Origin of the sequence: Bifidobacterium moraviense, from assembly GCF_012932365.1 — a bacterium.
GTDB classification, from domain to species: Bacteria; Actinomycetota; Actinomycetes; order Actinomycetales; family Bifidobacteriaceae; genus Bifidobacterium; species Bifidobacterium moraviense.
On record NZ_JAAIIH010000016.1, the window covers coordinates 1 to 17,809 of the forward strand.

11 protein-coding genes are annotated in these 17,809 nt (G+C 70.0%); 3 read left to right on the forward strand and 8 right to left on the reverse strand.

Annotated features, from left to right (window positions below; all coding sequences use genetic code 11):
* Positions 1-272 precede the first annotated feature (272 nt).
* Entirely contained in the window at positions 273-1,265 is a 993-nt protein-coding gene (locus G1C96_RS08545) for a CTP synthase (protein ID WP_205832110.1), read from the forward strand.
* Between the two features lie 366 nt (positions 1,266-1,631).
* Here G1C96_RS08545 and rpmA read toward each other — a convergent pair whose 3' ends face one another.
* From rpmA to dapE, 4 genes are all read right to left on the reverse strand, one after another.
* Positions 1,632-1,883 carry a 50S ribosomal protein L27 gene (rpmA, locus tag G1C96_RS08550; RefSeq protein ID WP_169276175.1) on the reverse strand — a complete coding sequence of 84 codons (252 nt, stop codon included), beginning with the start codon at positions 1,881-1,883 and terminating at the stop codon, positions 1,632-1,634.
* A gap of 39 nt (positions 1,884-1,922) precedes the next feature.
* Positions 1,923-2,231, reverse strand: a complete 309-nt coding sequence (gene rplU, locus G1C96_RS08555) for a 50S ribosomal protein L21 (RefSeq protein WP_169276176.1) — start codon at positions 2,229-2,231, stop codon at positions 1,923-1,925.
* Between the two features lie 197 nt (positions 2,232-2,428).
* Complete coding sequence (locus G1C96_RS08560; protein ID WP_417852184.1) at positions 2,429-5,302, reverse strand: Rne/Rng family ribonuclease; 2,874 nt, start codon at positions 5,300-5,302, stop codon at positions 2,429-2,431.
* 301 nt (positions 5,303-5,603) lie between these two features.
* Positions 5,604-6,809: a succinyl-diaminopimelate desuccinylase gene (gene dapE / locus G1C96_RS08565; RefSeq protein WP_169276178.1), complete on the reverse strand. Its 1,206-nt coding sequence runs from the start codon at positions 6,807-6,809 to the stop codon at positions 5,604-5,606.
* A gap of 154 nt (positions 6,810-6,963) precedes the next feature.
* Between dapE and G1C96_RS08570 the strand changes: the two genes are divergently transcribed.
* A complete protein-coding gene (locus G1C96_RS08570) occupies positions 6,964-7,908 on the forward strand; it encodes an AEC family transporter (protein ID WP_169276179.1) in 945 nt (314 codons plus the stop codon).
* Positions 7,909-8,000: 92 nt separating this feature from the next.
* On the opposite strand, the gene G1C96_RS08575 is transcribed toward G1C96_RS08570, so the two are convergent.
* Together G1C96_RS08575 and G1C96_RS08580 are read right to left on the reverse strand one after the other, a co-directional pair.
* A complete protein-coding gene (locus tag G1C96_RS08575) occupies positions 8,001-11,360 on the reverse strand; it encodes a DUF5107 domain-containing protein (RefSeq protein ID WP_169276180.1) in 3,360 nt (1,119 codons plus the stop codon).
* Positions 11,361-11,492: 132 nt separating this feature from the next.
* On the reverse strand, positions 11,493-14,267 hold the full coding sequence (locus G1C96_RS08580; protein WP_169276181.1) for a glycoside hydrolase family 2 protein: 2,775 nt from the start codon (positions 14,265-14,267) through the stop codon (positions 11,493-11,495).
* 254 nt (positions 14,268-14,521) lie between these two features.
* Between G1C96_RS08580 and G1C96_RS08585 the strand changes: the two genes are divergently transcribed.
* Entirely contained in the window at positions 14,522-15,379 is an 858-nt protein-coding gene (locus G1C96_RS08585; RefSeq protein ID WP_169276182.1) for an AraC family transcriptional regulator, read from the forward strand.
* 78 nt (positions 15,380-15,457) lie between these two features.
* Here G1C96_RS08585 and G1C96_RS08590 read toward each other — a convergent pair whose 3' ends face one another.
* Both G1C96_RS08590 and G1C96_RS08595 read right to left on the reverse strand, forming a co-directional pair.
* Complete coding sequence (locus tag G1C96_RS08590) at positions 15,458-16,954, reverse strand: FtsX-like permease family protein (RefSeq protein ID WP_169276183.1); 1,497 nt, start codon at positions 16,952-16,954, stop codon at positions 15,458-15,460.
* Positions 16,951-17,784 carry an ABC transporter ATP-binding protein gene (locus tag G1C96_RS08595; RefSeq protein ID WP_169276184.1) on the reverse strand — a complete coding sequence of 278 codons (834 nt, stop codon included), beginning with the start codon at positions 17,782-17,784 and terminating at the stop codon, positions 16,951-16,953. Before G1C96_RS08595 ends, G1C96_RS08590 begins: the two co-directional genes overlap by 4 nt.
* Positions 17,785-17,809: the final 25 nt, after the last annotated feature.

Genomic DNA, 17,809 nt, shown 5'->3' on the forward strand with positions numbered 1-17,809 from the left:
GTCACCTCCATGCCCCCGTCGGCCGCGACCGCCCGCCCCACACCCTCATCCTCCCTTCCCCGTAACTTTGCGGGCTGAAATGGACGAAATCCGGAATTCCAAGCGCCAAACCCCCGCATTCCCGTCCGTTTGATACTCGGAATTCCGGATTTCGTCCATTTCAGCCCGTCAAATCCAATACGACCGGCCGCACGAAGCCCGGATCGAGCCGGCACCGTCCGCCCTCGGCTGACGGGTCCGCATCGCACCACTCTCCCGACTAAGCTTGTCGCATGGACAGTCATCACGCCTTGAACCTGCTGTTCGCCGCCGCCGAACAGGCGCATCGGTGCGCCTTCCCGAACGACGAGGCCGCGGTGAAGGCCATCGCGCGCCGCGTGAAGACCGGCGACCTCGTACGTCCCCATCGAGGCCTGTACGCCCGCGCCGCATACTGGAACGCGCTCGATCCCCTCGAACGCACCCGTCACATCGTGCGGGCCCTGGCGCTGCGGCATCCCGACTGGGTGTTCTGCGGCCCCACCGCGGCGATCATGCTTGGCCTGGACTGTTCCTATCGTCTGGCATCGCCCATCTGCATCGTCGCCAGACCCGGCGCGCACTACCGCAACACCGACCGGCTCGTCCACCAGCCCATCGCCTACCCGGAGACCATCGCCACGGCGGACGGCGTGACGGTCACCGACGTCCTGCGCACGCTGTTCGACTGCGCCGCGCGTCACCCGCTGCGCTACGCCCTCGGGCCGCTCGACTCGGCCCTGCGCATGGGGCTGATCGGCCGGGAGCAGATGCTCGGATATCCGGGAGCCGTCAAATACACGCGCAACCGTGCGGCGGTGGAACGGGCGTTCTCTCTGGCGGACGGGCGCAGCGAGAACGGCGGCGAATCGGAGGCGCGGGCGGTACTGACCGATCTCGGATACCCGCCGCAGGATCTGCAGACGACGTTCCCGTGTCTGGACGATCCGCGGCGCACGCATCGGACGGACTTCCTGTGGGTGCGCGAAGACGGCGGACGGGTGGCCGGGGAACTGGACGGCACGCGCAAGTACGTGGATCCGGCGATGACCGGCGGACTGACGATCCGCGGCGTGGTGGATGAGGAACGCGACCGGCAGCGCTGTCTGGAGCGGCAGGGCGTGCGCGTGGTGCGCATGTATCACTCCGAGCTGGACCGGCCCTGGCGGATCGGTCGGCGGCTCGAGGAGGCCGGGGTGCCGCATATCGGGCAGCAGGCCCTGCTTCCCGCCAACTTTGCGGGCTGAAATGGACGAAATCCGGAATTCCGAGTATCAAACGGACGGGAATGCGGGGGTTTGGCGCATGGAATCCGGGATTTCGTCCTTTTGAGCCCGTAATTCACGGCATTCTTCAGCAGCGTTCGGCCCGGACACGCGAACAAGCCGGACCAGCAGACATGCGTAACAAGCAGACATGCCGGACAAACGGATGATCCAGGCAAGCCGAACAAACGGATGACCCAAGCAAGCCGGACCAGCCGAACAAGCAGGTCCGGACCAGCGTGCAGGCAGGACAAAGCGGACCCAGACATGCGAAAGGGCCGCGTCCGCAGCGGAATCACTGCGGACGCGGCCCTCGAAAAGCCTGATACGGCCCAGACGCTACGCCACTCAGGCGGCGATGACGTCGACGACCTTGCGGTCGTGGCGGACACCGAACTTCACGGTGCCGTCGGACAGGGCGAACAGGGTGTGGTCCTTGCCCAGACCCACGTTCTGGCCCGGGTGGAAGTTGGTGCCACGCTGGCGAACGATGATGTTGCCGGCCACCACGGCCTCGCCGCCGAACTTCTTGACGCCGAGGTACTGAGGCTTCGAATCGCGACCGTTGCGAGAGCTGGACGCGCCCTTCTTGTGTGCCATGACTGGTTCCTTTCGATCCTTGCGCTTCTACCGGGGCGATCAGGCGATGGCCGTGATCTTGACGGTGGTCAGCGGCTGACGATGGCCCTTGCGACGGGCAACGCCGGTCTTGTTCTTGTACTTCTGGATGTTGATCTTCGGGCCCTTGGCCTCGTCGTCAACGACCTCGGCCTTGACGGAGATCTTGGCCAGATCGGCGGCGGCGAGCGTCACCTTGGCGCCATCCACCACGAGGGCGACCGGGAACTCCACGGTCTCGCCGTTCTTCGCCTCGAGACGGTTGACGGAGATCACGTCACCGACCTCGACCTTCTCCTGATGGCCACCGGCCTTCACAATCGCGTACATAACCTATCCTTTATTCATTTGGAAAGCTTCTTGCCTGACGCACCGAGCCTGCGGCAGACACCAACAAGCAAATTTACACCACACCCGGCGTTCGCGTCAAACCGAATGCGTGGGCGTGTCAAGACGACACGCCCGGATTCGTCACGTTCGCGCGCGTTCCCGCGCACATGCCCGCAGGCGTTCCGCGGTCGCCCCGCTCACTCGGCGTCGTCGGCGCGGTTCGCCGCCACGGCCGCGGCCGCGATCTGCGCGAGCTTGGCCTTGACGTCGGCGCTGGAGCCCTGCGGCTGCGCGGGAGCCGGCTCCTTGGGCGCCGCGGTGCCGCGGCCGTGCTTGTTCGTCTTGATGAACGGATCGCCGCCCTTGAGCGCGTACGGGTCGTCATAGGACGCGGACACCGTCGGCTCGTCGTGCAGGATGAAGCCGCGGCCCTTGCAGGTGGGGCACTCCTCGGAGAACGCCTCCACGAGCCCCTGTCCCACGCGCTTGCGGGTCATCTGCACCAGGCCCAGCGAGGTGACCTCCGCCACCTGATGCTTGGTGCGGTCGCGCGCCAGGCACTCCACCAGTCGGCGCAGCACCAGGTCGCGGTTCGCCGGCATCACCATGTCGACGAAGTCGATCATGACCATGCCGCCGATGTCGCGCAGGCGCAGCTGGCGGGCGATCTCCTCCGCGGCCTCGAGGTTGCAGCGCGTCACCGTCTCCTCGAGCGACTTGCCCTTGCCGATGAACCGGCCGGTGTTCACGTCGATCGTGGTCATGGCCTCGGTGCGGTCGATCACCAGCGAGCCGCCGGAGGGCAGGTAGACCTGACGCTCCATGCCCTTGCGCAGCTGGCCGTCGATCTGCCACTTGTCGAACACGTCCTTGCCCTCGTGGTCGGCCGGATCCCACTTCTCCAGCTTGTCCTTGAGGTCCGGCGCCATGGTGTCGAGATACTCCTCGATGCGCGCGTAGACGTGGTCGCCCTCCACGATGAGCTTGGTGAAGTCGTCGTTGAAGATGTCGCGCACCACGCGGATCGCCACGTCGGGCTCGCCCTGCAGCAGCTTGGGACGCTTGCCGTGCCAGTACTCCTCGCGCTTGGCGTTGATGCGCTCCCACTGCCTCACCAAGTTCTCGAGATCCTTGGTGATGGCCTCCTCGGAGGCGCCCTCGGCGGCCGTGCGGATGATCACGCCCATGTCCTTGGGGGCGATCTTGGAGACGATGGTCTTGAGCCTGCTGCGCTCGCGCTCGGAGAGCTTGCGGCTCACGCCGGTCATGCCTCCGGAGGGCACGAGCACCAGGAAGCGGCCGGCGAGCGTGACCTGCGAGGTCAGGCGCGCGCCCTTGTGGCCGATCGGGTCCTTGGTGACCTGCACCAGCACCGGGTCGCCGGACTTGAACGCCAGCTCGATGCGGCGCGGCTGGCCGTCCAGGCGCGTGGCGTCCCAGTTGACCTCGCCGGCGTACAGCACGCCGTTGCGGGCCTGGCCGATGTCCACGAACGCGGCCTCCATGCTGGGCAGCACGTTCTGCACGCGGCCCAGGTAGATGTTGCCCACGGTGGCGACCTCCTGGATGTCGGACACGTAGTGCTCCACGAGCACGTTGTCCTCGATCACGGAGATCTGCGTGTGGTGCTCGCGCTCGCGCACCACCATGAGGCGGTTCACGTGTTCGCGGCGCGCCAGGAAGTCCTGCTCCATGAGCTGCGACTGGCGGGAGCGTTCGCGGCGGTTGTCGCGGCGGCGCTGCTTCTTGGCCTCGAGGCGCGTGGAGCCCTCGATGTCGGTGATCTCGTCGATGTACTGCTGCTTGCGGGAGCGGCGCACGAGCGGCGCGTCGTCCTCCTCCTCGGCGGCGCGGGAGGAGCGGCGACGGCGACGGCGACGCGTGGTGGTCTCCTCCTCGTCGTCGTCCTCGCGGTCCTGGCGCTCGGTGCGGCGGGAGCGCTCGGAACGATCCTCGCCCTCGGCCTCGGCGTCATGCCCGGAGCGGCGGCGACGGCGACGGCGCGTGGTGGTCTCGGCCGCATCGGCGTCGTCGGAGGCGCGGTCGGCGTCCGCGGCGTCGGCGTCCTTGGCCGCGGCGTCGTCCACGTCGATCGGGGCGTAGGTGATGTCGTCGTATTCGAGGTCCTGCTCGATCTGCTCCACCTCGGCGGCGGCGCGACGCTCCTGGGCGTTGAGCCTGCGGGAGCGACGGGAGCGACGGGTGTCGCGGTCCGGATCGTAGTCCTCGTCGATCGGGGCGCGGGAGGCCTTCGCGGAGGAATCGTCGGAGGCCGCGGAATCGGCGGCGGAGGCCTGTGACGCGGAGTCATCGGAGGCATGGTCGGCGTCCGCGGCGCGGGAGCGCGTGCGGCGGCGACGCGGACGGTCATCGCGTGCGGCGGAGTCGTCGCGGTCGTCGTGATGCGGCTCGGCGTCCTCGGAGTCGTCGTCCGAAGCGGCCTGCGCCTTGGCGCGGGAGCGCACGTCGCGCGGCTCGGGCAGCTCGATGCCGAAGTCGTCGTCGATCCTCGACGTGCGGCGACGGCGACGGCGCGTGGCGGTCTCGGGACGATCCTCGTCGGCCGGATCGGAGTCGTCGTCCGCGGCGGCGGCCGGCTTGGCGGCGGAACGGGACGGGATCACCGGCTCCTGGAACAGGAGGGAGGTCATCGGGCGCGTCGCGCGGCGGGGAGAGACGGCCGGGGCGGCGTCGGCGGAGCCGGCGGCGCGGATGAACGACAGCTCGCCCACCGCCTCGAGCGCGCGCTCGTGGCGGCTGCGGTCGTCAGTGTCGTCCGTCAGGTCGCGGGACGCGGCGCGACGGGTGCGTCCGGGCAGCGACGGCTCCTCGAACTGCGGCTCCTCGACGTGCACGGGCAGCGCGGCGCCGGCGGCGCCGGCCACACGCACCACGCGGCGTCCGGAGCGGCGGCGACGGGGCGCGGGGCTCGCGTCCTGGCCGGACGCGGACGTCTGGGGCGTCGGGGACGCGGCGGTCCGGTCCGCGGACGTGGCCGGGGCTTCGGAAGAATGGGTTGCGTTTGCATCGGCTTCGCGCGCGTCGAAACCGTCCTGATTCACTCTGGGCACAATGCTCCTCACGGCGCGCTGCATCGCGTCGCTGGTCCTGGATCACGTCCGGTTCTCACGCCACGCTCTCACCGTGGCCGCGCTTCATGGCGCACCGTCCGAGACTCCCTCGAAAAAGCTTCTCTGTGGCGACGGCGGACACCGGCGCTTGCGCGCGCAGCGACCTAGAGGGCTGCTTCCATGCGCAAGGGGATCGACGCCTTCGCTTCACTCGGCGGCATGCAGAACCGCCATCGTCCAGTATGACACACTTTCCGTCACGACATGACCACCCGGGCGTAACCCGCCGGCCACCCGCCGGTCACGCGAGCGCGTCGACGAGGATCCCGGCGAGCAGCTCCAGCTGGCTTTCGGGCATCTGCTCGTCGTGCTTGTGCGCCAGCAGCGGATCGCCGGCGCCCAGGTTCACGGCGGGGACGCCCAGCTGCGAGAAGCGCGCCACGTCGGTCCAGCCCAGCTTGGCCATCGGCTCACGGCCCGTGCGCTCGCGCACCAGGGCGGCCAGCCGCCGCGCGAACGGCGCGTCCATGCCGGGGCGCGCGGCCGGGGACTCGTCCCTCATCTCGATGCCGTAGCCCTCGAACACGCCGCCGGTGGCCACGTGCTCGCCGTTGCCCAGCTCGGCGCCGGCGTCGGCGCCCATCATCAGCGCCTTGGCCTCGGCCAGCGTCTTGTCCGGGGCGAAGCGATAGTTCACGTGCACGCGGCATTCGTCGGGGATGACGTTGGTGCCCTTGCCGCCGGAGATCAGCGTGGCGTTGAGTCCCTCGCGGTACGTCAGGCCGTCCACCGGCACGTCGGCAGGCTCGTAGGCGTTGAGGCGGTTGAGGATGTCCGCGGCCTTGTGGATGGCGTTCTCCCCCATCCACGCGCGCGCCGAGTGCGCGGCCACGCCGTGTGTGACCACGTCGAAGCGGATCGTGCCGTTGCAGCCGCCCTCGATGCCGCAGCTCGTCGGCTCGCCGATGATCGCGAAGTCGCCCCGGATCCAGTCGGGATGCGATTCGGCCACCTTGCGCAGGCCGTTCTGCTCGGCGGCGACCTCCTCATGGTCGTAGAACACGTAGGTGAGGTCCACGCGCGGGGCGGTCAGCGTGGCGGCGAGGTAGAGCATCACCGCGTCGGCGGGCTTCATGTCGGTGGCGCCGCGGCCCCACATCACGCGCTCGGACGGGTGCTCGCGCGCGATCTCCGGGCGGATCAGCGGGTCGCCGGGCTCGAGCCAGCGCGGCGGGAAGTTGTCGATCACCGGCACGGTGTCCAGATGACCGGCCAGGATCACGCGCCGCTCGCGCCCCAGGGACGTGGACGCCACCACCGTGTCGCCGTGGCGGCGCACCGTCAGATGCGGGAACCCGGACAGGAACCGCTCCACGGCGTCGGTCAGCGGGCCTTCGTCGTCGCTCACCGAGTACGCGGCCATGATCTGCTCCAGCAGTGCGCTCAGCGCGGCCTTGCGCGGGGCGGCGGGGTCCAGGGAGATGGTGATGTGCTTCGCTTCGTTCATGGCACCAATCGTACAATCCGTGCCTACGTTGTGAGACGAACGTTCGCATGGCGGGGATGTGTGCCACACTGGGGATGGCCCGGGGCCGTCCGTCCCGCGGCGCGATCGATCATCGTCGGCAATCCGTTTCCGAGGGAAGAGAAGAGGCTTCGTCATGCCCGGTCTGTTGAACGCGATGGAGGGGTTCTGCGTCATCGGCATCGTCATCGCCACCGGATACGTGGCGGCGCGCATGCGCATCGGAGGCCCGAGCGCGCAGATGGTGCTCAACCGCTTCAGCTTCTTCGTCTCCAGCCCGTGCCTGATGTTCGCGATCCTCGCCAAGCAGCCGCTGGGCGACATCTTCCACCCGAGCCTGCTCGTGGCCTTCCTCTCGGCGGCGATCGTGGGCGCGCTGTTCCTCGCGCTCAACGCGTCGTTCTTCCACATGAAGGCGCCGGATGCGACGATCGGCGCGCTCAACTCGCTGTACCTCAACTCGAACAACATCGGCCTGCCGGTGGCCACCTACATCCTGGGCAATCCGGCGCTCGTGGCGCCGATCCTCGTGATGCAGCAGGCGCTGTTCACGCCGATCGGCCTGACGGTGCTGGACGTGACCACCAAGGGCAAGGTGTCCCTGAAGGAGATCGCCAGGCAGCCGCTGCACCAGCCGCTGCTCATCGGCTCGCTCGGCGGCATCGCGATCAGCGCGATCAGCGCGCATGCGGGCTTCTTCGTGGTGCCGGACTTCATCTACGACCCGATCGACATGATCGGCGACTCCGCCGTGCCGATGATCCTCATGGCGTTCGGCATGTCGCTGCGCGGCACCAAGCCGCTGCAGGAGAAGGGCGACCGGCCGGCCATCTTCACCGTGGCGGTGCTCAAGAACATCGTCATGCCGATCGTCGCCTTCCTGCTGAGCTACTTCGTGATGGGCTTCCGCGGCGCCGAGCTGTACGGCTGCGTGGTGCTGGCCGCCCTGCCCACCGGGCAGAACGTGTACAACTACGCGGCGCGCTACAACGTGGGCCTCACGTTCGCGCGCGACGGCATCCTGATGAGCACGATGACCAGCCCGGTGTTTATCGCGATCATCGCAGCTCTGCTGAGCTGACAACGACGCGATGAACCGTCGCCGCCGCAAGGCGGCTCCCATCGCCTACGGGCGGTCCACAGGACCACCCGCCTCACAGCTCAGCATCACGGTCATCGCAGCCCTGCTGAGCTGAGATCGGCAAGCCGGCGGGCGAACAGGTTCGCCTGGACGTGGCTCGGGTCGAGCTCGAGCGCCCGGCGCAGATGCTCCTCCGCCTCCTTCCGCCGTCCGATGCCGATGTCGCCCAGCGCCATCAGATACAGGCAGTGGACGCGGTTCATCCTCGTGTAGTCGTTGTCGAAGACGAGGAAATCGGGCAGCGAGACGGCGAAGTAATCGACTTCGACGCGGTCGTCGAGGTGCTGCTCGCCGTAGTCGAGCAGGCGGTGGAAGCGCGCGTTGGCGGCGGCGCGCTCGCCCAGCGCCGCGCGCGCGAGCCCCTGGAAGAGGATCATCTCGGCGGGCTGGTCGTTGTAGTACATCGCGCCCTTCACCTCGTCGGGGCCGATCGTCGCCCGGCGGAACTCGGCGCGGGCGGTCTCCTCGTCGCCGAGACACCTCGCCACGACGCCCAGCCGGTAGTGCAGGTCGTTGTCCTTCTGCCCTTCGAGCTTGCCTTCGCCGAGGTTCTCGGGGTAGGTCAGCGCCTGCGTGAGCAGCTCCCGAGCGCGCTCCGGGTCGCCGGACTCCATGGCGTCCTCGGCGAGCAGGGTGAGCGCGATGCGCCACTGCCCGGTGACCTTGCCTTCGCCGCCCTCCCACGGGTGGAAGCGGCGCCGCCTCATGATCTCGTAGGCCTTCGCGTGGTGCCCGGTCATGTTGAGCACGGTCAGGTATTCGACGGTCAGGTCGTCGCGCGAGGCCACCACGTCGGGGTGCCGCTCGAATTCGGCGAGGCGGCGCGCGTGGGTCCAGCCGATCCTGCGGTGCAGCTGGTCCGTCTCCAGGAACACGCGCGCGTCGGACGGGTCCAGCCGGTAGGCCTCCTCGATCTCGGTCCGTGCGGCGGCCGCGTCGCCGCGCTTGTTGTAGTAGGCGAGCGCGAGGTTGCGGTGCACGGTCGGGAAGCCCGGGTCGAGGTCGCACGACCGCTCCCACAGCGCGATGGCTCGGTCGGCGAGTCCCTTGTCGTAGTACAGGCAGCCGAGGTAGTACGCGGCCTTCGCGCCGTTCACGGCGTCGATCGCGGCCTCGAGCGGCGCGATGTCCTCGAGCTTGTTCGGGAAGCAGTAGTCGGACGGGGCGGCCTCGGCGGCCTCGAACGCCGCGCGCGCCTCGGCGTCGCGTCCCAGCAGCGCGAGGTAGAGGCCCTCGCAGTAGCGCACCATCGGCTTGGTCCGGTCGGCTTCGGCGAGCACCTGCAGCGCCTCGTCGTAGGCGCCGAACAGGGCGTAGTCGCGGGCGGTCTGCAGGTGGTTCTCGTGGAAGCCGCGCATGAGCGTCCGGAGCTCCGTCGGGTCGCCGCCGGCGATCACGCGCTCGTGGCCGGAGACGAAGTCGAAGCGGTCCGCGGCGAGGTTCGCCTCGCGGGCCTCGGTGGCGTCCGCGTCGCGTCCCAGCCGGCGCAGCACGTAGGCCCTCAGCGCGCGGGCCTTGACGTTCGCGGCGTTGCGTGTCAGCGCGGCGTCCGCGTATTCCAGGGCGTCGGCGAAGTCGCCTCGGCGGGCGGCGATGGCGGCCATGAGGAAGAAGGCGCGTTCCTTCTGCGCGTCGTCCCAGGTGGCCTTGAAGAGGACGTCGAACGCCTCGTCGTCTCGTCCGCCCCGGTACAGCAGCGCGAGGCCGAGGTCGTAGTGCGCCTCGGCGTCGTACGGCTGCGCGTTGTGCAGGGTCAGGCGTTCGATGGCTTTGCGGAATCGGGTCTCGGCACCGGCGAAGTCGCCGCGGCGCAGCAGCAGGCGGCCGTACGCGTCGTTGATGCGCGCGTCGCCGGGGTCGCGCTTCAGCCCCTCGAGGTAGTACGGGTCCGGCCGGCGCGTGGCGTGGCGGTACTGCTCGAGGTGCAGGCCGGCGAGCAGCAGCTCCTCGTTGGTGCGGATGTCTTCGGGAGCCCCGATGGCCTTGGCGGGTTCGGGCAGCCTAGCGGCATGCTTCGGCTGCGGCGCATAGGCGACGAGGACCCTGCCGTCGGCGTCGGCCACGGTGACGGTGATCTCCTCGGCGGGGATGCCCCCGGTCCCGAACTCGGCCCTGACGACGTCGTCCGGCCCCAGCGCGCCGGTATGGGAGTACAGCACCGTGCCGTCCTTGGCGGTGACGGCAACGGTGGCGCGTCCGAACGCGCGCGTGGCGTACGCGGTCACGCGGCCCTGCCCGGCGGCGAGCCCCTGCGCCTCGACGCCCTCGGTCTCGCCGGCGGCGTCGAACGCGTCCTCGGGGCCGATCTCCAGGTTCACGGCCGCGTCCACGGTGGCGTTCTTGACGAGCCCCACGCCCTTGTACGGCATGAAGTACTGGGTGAAGGTCTTGCCCTCGTAGGGCTTGAGCCACGTGAAGTCGGGCTGGTTGTCGGTGAAGGCGCCGGTCATGAGCTCCACGTACGGGCCGTTGGCGTCGGTGAGGTTGCGGTCCCATGCGCGTCCGAAGTCGCCGTTGCCCCACGTCCACTGCTTCTTGCCGGGCGCGACGTGGTGGTCGGCCACGTGCAGGATGCCCGCGCCCACGCCGAAGTCGTAGCCGCCCACGAAGTCGTAGTCGGAGTGCGCGGCCATGAAGCTGGTGGGCACCGGCACGTTCTTGTAGCGTCCGATGTCCACGCCCTCGGCGTAGTCGTGCTTGTAGTAGACGCCGGTGGCGATCGGGTAGCGGGACACGTCGCGTTTGCCGTGGTCCATGACGGCCGTCACGTCCGGCGGCATCACGGTCTTGGTGTGCTCGTTGACCGGGACCGCGGGGTTGGCCCACCACAGGAAGGTCTGCGGCAGCGGGGTGCCGTTGTACAGTTCGGCGGTGATCTCGATGACCGCCCTGCCCGGGCGCAGCGCGATCCTGGTGACCGCCTGCGTGCCGTACATCTGGTCGGTGTCATGGCACAGCACGGCCCGGCCGCCGTCCTCCAGCTCCTCGATCGTGCAGTCGACCGGCAGGAAGGTGGTGGGACGGTGGTGCTGCGGCCAGTTAAACTCGATGCCGCCGGAGATCCACGGGCCGGTGAGTCCCACGAGCGCGGGCTTGATCACGTCGTTGCGGTAGACGAAGTCGTAGCCGTTGGTCTTGTCCCTCGCGTACTGGATGCGTCCGCCGAGCTCGGGCAGCACGGTCACCTCGAGGTACTCGTTCTCGAGGATCACGGCCCGGTATGTCCTGTCGCGTCTCTCGTCGCCGATGGTCTCGACGACCGGGTACGGGTAGACACGCCCGGAGCTGCCCTGGTAGACGCGTCCGTCGATGAACTCGGGGTTCCGGTCCGCCTCGCCGATCTCGTAGGTGGGGATGGTGATCGTGGTGTCCCGGATGGTGACGTCGTTCATGTCCTGCTCCTTTGCTGAACGTGACGATGGTGTGTGTCTGTCTTCAGGATATGGGCGTTCCGCGCGGTTTTCGGCGGGTTTCCTGCCGTCCGATAGCGAAAAACTGCGCTTCGGCCGCCGCGTCCGCCCCGCTCAGCGGACCAGCACGGCGATCGCGTCCGGGTCCGCCTCGCGCTCCGGCACGAACGTCGGGTCCGCGAGGTGCGCGTATATCGCGGCCTGCAGCGCGCGGGCCTCGGGATACGCCGTGAGATCCTGCAGGCCGAACGTGGAGAACAGCAGACGTCCGCCGCCGCACCGGCACTCCATGAGCTGGGTCATGGGCCTGAGGAACGCGTAGCTGTCCAGTTCGGTGACGATGGAGCCGAACGTCTCCGGATCCCCGGGCAGGATCGCGGCGCGGCGGCGGGCCATGGGCCACCACTGCCAGTCCGTGTGGAACGCGGTGGGGAACCGCGCGAACAGGGGGTGTCCGGCGTCGATGAGCTGCCCCATCGCGCCGGACTGCGCGGGGAACGTGCCCACGGACCAGAAGTCCGTGGAGAACTGGCATCGGATCGACCGCGGCAGCGCCTCGGCGGTGGACGGCGGCGCGAGGTACACCGTGCCTCCGGCGCGCAGGGTCTCGCGCGCGGCGGCGTCGAGGCGCCGCGTCTCGTGCACGTTCGGCGGACAGGCCGGCGCATCGCCGCCCGTGCGCGGATAGACCCAGATCGGGTACGTGTTCGTCGCGTCGCCCGCCGTCACCTCGAGGTCGAGACGCAGCGGCGCGTGAGCGGCCACGCCGTCCAGCGGGATGCGCAGCTCGCCCGCGTCCGTGAGCGCGCCGGCCGGGCAGCACACGGACGGCAGCGTACGCGCCAGCCGCACGCCGTCGCCGGCGAGCGTGGCGCGCACCGGCCCCTCGATCGCGCCCCGCCCGTAGTTGGCCACCCGCACCGGAGCCATCAGCACGTCGCCGGACTCGTACGTGTAGCGCGGCAGCAGCGCGAGCGGCAGCCGGTCGCGGAAGAACGAGCGGAAGCGTTCCGGGCGCGCGAAGTCGTAGGGCTTGGGGCGCAGATGCGCGTCGAGCATGCCCACCAGCGCGGTGCCCTGTCCCGGGAAGTCCTGCAGTCCCAGCAGCGAGAGCCCGCTCATGGAGGGCGTGCGCATCACCGCCTCCACCTCCTCGCGGTAGCAGCGGAGCGCCAGCTCGCCGGTGGCCTCCACGCGGCGCCGCCACCGTTCGCCGTCGAGTCCCGCGGCACGCACGCGGTCGCGGATGAGCCGGTAGTTCCCCGGATCGGTCACGCCGTGGAACGCGTCGATCTGCGCGAAGTCCGGCAGCACCTCGTACTGTCCCACCTCGAAGCCGAACACCGGCCGGTCGTACGTCCCGCGCAGGTCCGTCATCGTCCCGGAGTAGTCGCCGTCGGCACCGGCGTAGCGTTCGTTGAGCGGCCCGGCCATCGGCGAGCCCGTGGCGCGCAGCCAGCCGTCGCGGTACTTGGCGGACGTGTGGAAGTCGCTCGCCGCGTCGCAGCCCCGATGCCCGTAGTGCACGTTCGAGCCGTTGGCGTAGAGGCGCGTGTCGTCGAGCCCGCGCGCCAGGGCAAGCAGCGTGTCCATGCGCGCGTGGCCCTGCTCGCCGCAGGCCAGCTCGTTGCCGAGCGTGAGCATCACGAACGAGGGATGGTCGGCGAGCGCGAGGATCACGGCCCGCAGCTCGTCGGCGTAGTAGGCGTACGCGTCGTCGCCCTCGAAGGCGGCCCCGTAGTCCCAGTGCGAGAGCTCCGGCTGCATCATCATGCCCATCTCGTCCGCCGCCTCGAACGCGGCGTCCGGCGGACACCAGGAGTGGAAGCGCATCACGTTGACGCCGTAGGACCGGTACGTGCCGAGGATGCGCGTCCACGACGCCTTGTCCATCGGGGCGTGGCCGTCCTCGGGGAAGACCGCGCAGTTGGCCTCGCCGCGCAGCAGGAACGCGCGACCGTTGAGCGCGAGCCTGCCGTGCGCGGCGTCATCGGAGGCGCGGGTGCCGAAGTCGCGGATGCCGAACCGCACGGTGCGGCGCGAGCGCAGCGCGTCGGCCTCCAGCGTCGCGGAAAGCCCGTGCAGGTTGCCTTCGTCCTCGTCCCAACGCGCGGCGTCGGCGCGCAGCGGCAGCGCGTCGAACGTGATCTCGGTGACGCCCCGCCCGAGGTCCGTCACACGCCGCGCGGAACGTTCCAGGGCCGGGGATTCGACGCGCACGACGGCTCCGCGCACCGGTTCGGCCGCGTCCAGCGCGACGACCACGCGCAGACGGTCGCCGTGCGGGTAGGCGCGCACCGCGTCCACGAACGCGGACGGTTCGACGCGCAGCCGCACGTAGCCGAGCAGGCCGTTCCAGTTGGTCTGCGTCTCGTCGGTGGCGGCGGAGGAGCGCATGATGCCTTCGTACGGCAGACCGGGATAGGAGTTGTCGCCCGTCAGTTCGATGCGGTCGGCGCGTCCGGGGGTGCCGCCCAGCAGCCCCGTCACCTCGAAGACGTGCGGCGTGCTCAGCGTGCCGGGCGCCGTGTGGGCGATCGGCTCGCCGTTGACGGTCAGGCTCAGGCACCGGGCGCGCTCCACCTCGAGGAAGACGCGGCTCCCGCGCGGGATCCGTCCGGTCACGTCCACGTCGCGCGAGAACCGGGCTGCTCCCTCGTACGTATGCCGGCGGGTGAGGCGCGTGGCCCATGCCGCGGCGTCTCCCAAGGCGTCCGCCGCGCCCTGCACGAGCGCGCTGCCGTCGTCGTCCGCGGTCCGCACCTTCGCCTCGCGCACCAGGTCGGGATATCCGATGCCGTTCCCGTCCAGCGTGCCCGGCACCGCGAACGGGCGCGGCACGCCGTCGTCGATCGTCGCCTCCCACGTCCCGCACAGATCGATCAGCATGGCGAACCCTCCTTGGTCCTCGCTCGCGGTTCCCGCATGGTCCCGTCGTCCCGCGGACCGGCCCTCGTCGTCCCGGCGCCGCGGTCTCTCCCGCCACTCTACGGCACACGTCCGGTTCCGGCATGGCAAACCATTGCGCGCGCATGGTGACGAATTGCGCTTTTCCACGACCGGGAACCCCCGCAACAGAGTCGCACGGGCATCGCGATATAGAATTTCTGCCATGCCGTGACCGTTCGACCAAGGAGGGCGCGATGAAGCCGGCCGAGCATGGGATCGTCGACGAAGGATCGGACTTCTACATCTACACGCCCAGCAGAACGGCGCAGCGCACGTTCCTGTACCCGCTGCGCACGGGACTGTTCCGCTACGAGGCGGGATACCGGCAGGAGCGCAGCTCGTTCGACAGCTTCCTCGTGATGGCGATCCGCTCCGGCGGCTTCGACGTCCGCGCCGACAGGGCCACCCGCCACGCCGGCGCCGGCGACTTCGTGCTGCTCGACTGCTACCGGCACCACTCCTACGCCAGCACCGAACCCAGCGAGGTGCTGTGGCTGCACTTCGACGGCCCCACCGCGCGGGCGTACTACGATCTCATCGCCGACCGGCTGGGCAACGTGTTCCCGCTGCGGGACCCGAGCTACGCGATCACCCGGCTGATGGGCATCTTCGATGTCTTCCGCGAGTCCGGTCCCGTCAGCGAGCCGCGCATGTCCAAGCTCATCACGGACGTGCTCACGGAATTCGCCGTGGCCGCCTCCGCCGGCGGGCCGTCCGCGCAGCGCCAGTCGCACGCCGTCGAGGACGTGCTCGCCTACATCGCGGCGCATCTCGCCGACCCGCTGCCCGTCGAGGAGCTGGCCGCGCGGGCGTTCATGAGCGAATACCATTTCATCCGCGTGTTCAAGCGCGAGACCGGATACACCCCGCACGCGTACGTCGTGGACGCGCGCATGCACGCCGCGAAGTACATGCTCACCCATTCGGACGCGCCGTTGAAGCGCCTGTGCGAGGAATGCGGGTTCACCGATCCCAGCGCCTTCTGCGCGGCCTTCAAGCGCCGCAACGGCGTCTCCCCCATGGAGTTCCGGCGCCGCAGCGCTGCCCGATAGGCACGGGAGACGTGCCGGTCCGTCGATCGCGCGATCGTCCGCTCAGTCGTCCGCTCAGTCGTCCGATCAGTCGTCCGATCAGTCGTCCGCGCGCCGCAGGTCGCCGCCGATCCCCGCGGCCACGCGGTTCGCCGCGAAGGCGCCCACGGCCACGAGCGCGTAGCACAGCGCGATGCCGCCGAAGAATCCCAGCAGCGTGCGCGTCTCGCCCATCGACTGCGCGAACAGCGGCAGCATGAGCAGCATCGAGCAGCCACCCGCGAGCAGCGTCACCACGTTGAGCGGGGTCAGCACCTCCGCGAACCGCGCGCGGCTCAGCGTGGCCGCGTCCGTGCCCTCGAGCATGAGCATGCGGTATTCGTCGGCCTGATCGTAGACGGATCCCGCCTGCATCACGCCGGAGGACACGGCCGCCAGCACCGCGGCGAACGCCAGCGTGAGCAAGCCGCCGGTGCCGATGTCACGCGAGAGGATCATGCCCGGATCCGCTGCGGAAGCGCCGGCAGAGGCGCCGCCCGCCGTGCTCATGTAGCCGGCGATCGATGTGAATCCGGCGATGAACATGGCCAGTGCGATGCCGGACACGTTGCGCCACGCGCGCTTGGGATCGTCGAGAATGCGGCGCATGGCGATCATCGTCGCGGCGTCGCGCGGACGGCGCGCGCGGGCGCGGGCCCGGGCAGCCACGGCCCACGACCCCACGAGGTTCATCAGCGCGAACGGCAGGAGCAGGAAGCCCAGCGCAAGCATGGTCGTCACGGCCTCGCCCAGATGCTCCCTGAGCTGCGGCAGGAGCCTGAACGCGATCAGCGCGGCCGCCGTCACGCCGGCGAAGGCCGCGGCGCGCCACGCGGCGGGCAGGGGCCGGGACGCGCGCGCCGCCACGCCGAGCGGGGTGATCGACACGCGTCGCAGGGTGAGCAGCGCGGAGGCGAGGGCGAGCACGGCCACGCCGGCCGCCGTACCGGCCAGAGCCGCGGGTCCCACCCACAGCTGCTCGAACGTGAACCGCAGATTCTGGAAGTCGAGGAGCATGATCGCCGGCATAAGCGCCAGATACAGCAGGATGCCGATGAGCGCGCCGAGCACGGCCTGTCCGGCGGCGTCGAGCGCGGTGAGACGCACCACCTGCCCGCGCGTGGCGCCTGCCAGACGCAGCGCAGCCAGTCGAGCGTCGCGGCGGGATGCGGCCAGGCGCGCGGCGGAGCCGGCGAGCGCCACGAACGGCACCACGAGCAGCAGGCAGGCGATGATGGCCAGGAACACGTAGCCGCCGGCCATGCCGGCCATGCTCCGCGCGGGCGACGCGGCGCCGTCCGCCAGCGGCGCATCCGGGAACGTCAGCGCCCAGTAGGCCGCGGCGTCCGCTCCGGGCGCGCAGCGGAGGGCATCCAGGAAGCAGGCGACGGTGTGATCGGCGGAAGCGCGCCAGACGAATCCGTGCACGCCGCCGAGCACGGTCAGGAAGATGCCGGTCGCGGCGGCGAAGGCCACCACCGCCAGCGCCGAGGTGCGGCCGGACGCGCCGCGCGTGCCGGGACGGTGGAACAGGCGCCACAGGGCGAAGGTGCTCATCGTGCGCCTCCGTCCGCGTCGAGGCGTCCGTCGCGCATCGTCACCGTGCGCGAGCAGAAGCGGGCCACTGACGGGTCGTGCGTCACCACGACCACCGCGGCGCCGCTGCCGCGCGCGGCGTCCATGAGAATGCCCATGACCTCGCGCCCGGTGGCCTGGTCGAGCGCGCCGGTCGGCTCGTCGGCGAACACTACCGCCGGCCGCGTGCACAGCGCTCGGGCGATGGCGATGCGCTGCATCTGTCCGCCGCTCATCTCCCCCGGTCGCTGTGCGGCGAGCGCGCGCAGTCCGAGCCGTTCCAGCCACAGCACGGCCTGGTCGGTGGCGGCGCGGTAGTCCATGCCGCCGAGCATCAGCGGCAGCGCGATGTTCTCCACGGCCGGCAGCTCCGGCAGCAGCTGACCGGACTGGAACACGAATCCGAAGGCGGTGCGACGCAGACGGGTGCGTTCGGCGTCCGGCAGCGCGGCGATGTCCGTGCCGCGGAACGTCACGGTGCCGCCGGTGGGCGTGATGATGCCGGCGAGCGCGTGCAGCAGCGTGGACTTGCCGGAGCCGGATGGTCCCATCACCGCGACGCTCTCGCCCTGTGCGAGCGCGAAGTCCACGTGGTTCAGGGCCAGCGCGTGCGGCACGTACGGCGCGGAACCCCGGTCGGTGCCGCGCGGCATGACGCCGACCGGCGTGTGCGCCGAGCCGGATCGGGCGGCGTCGGCCATGTAGTCCATGGTCAGGTCGCGCCCTTCGAGGATCGGGGACGGACGAACGGAGGCGCGGGACGGAGCGGTATGGGGCGTGGAGGCGGAGCTTGTGATCGGAATGTCGTTCATGTCTCCGAGGCTACGGACCGCCGGC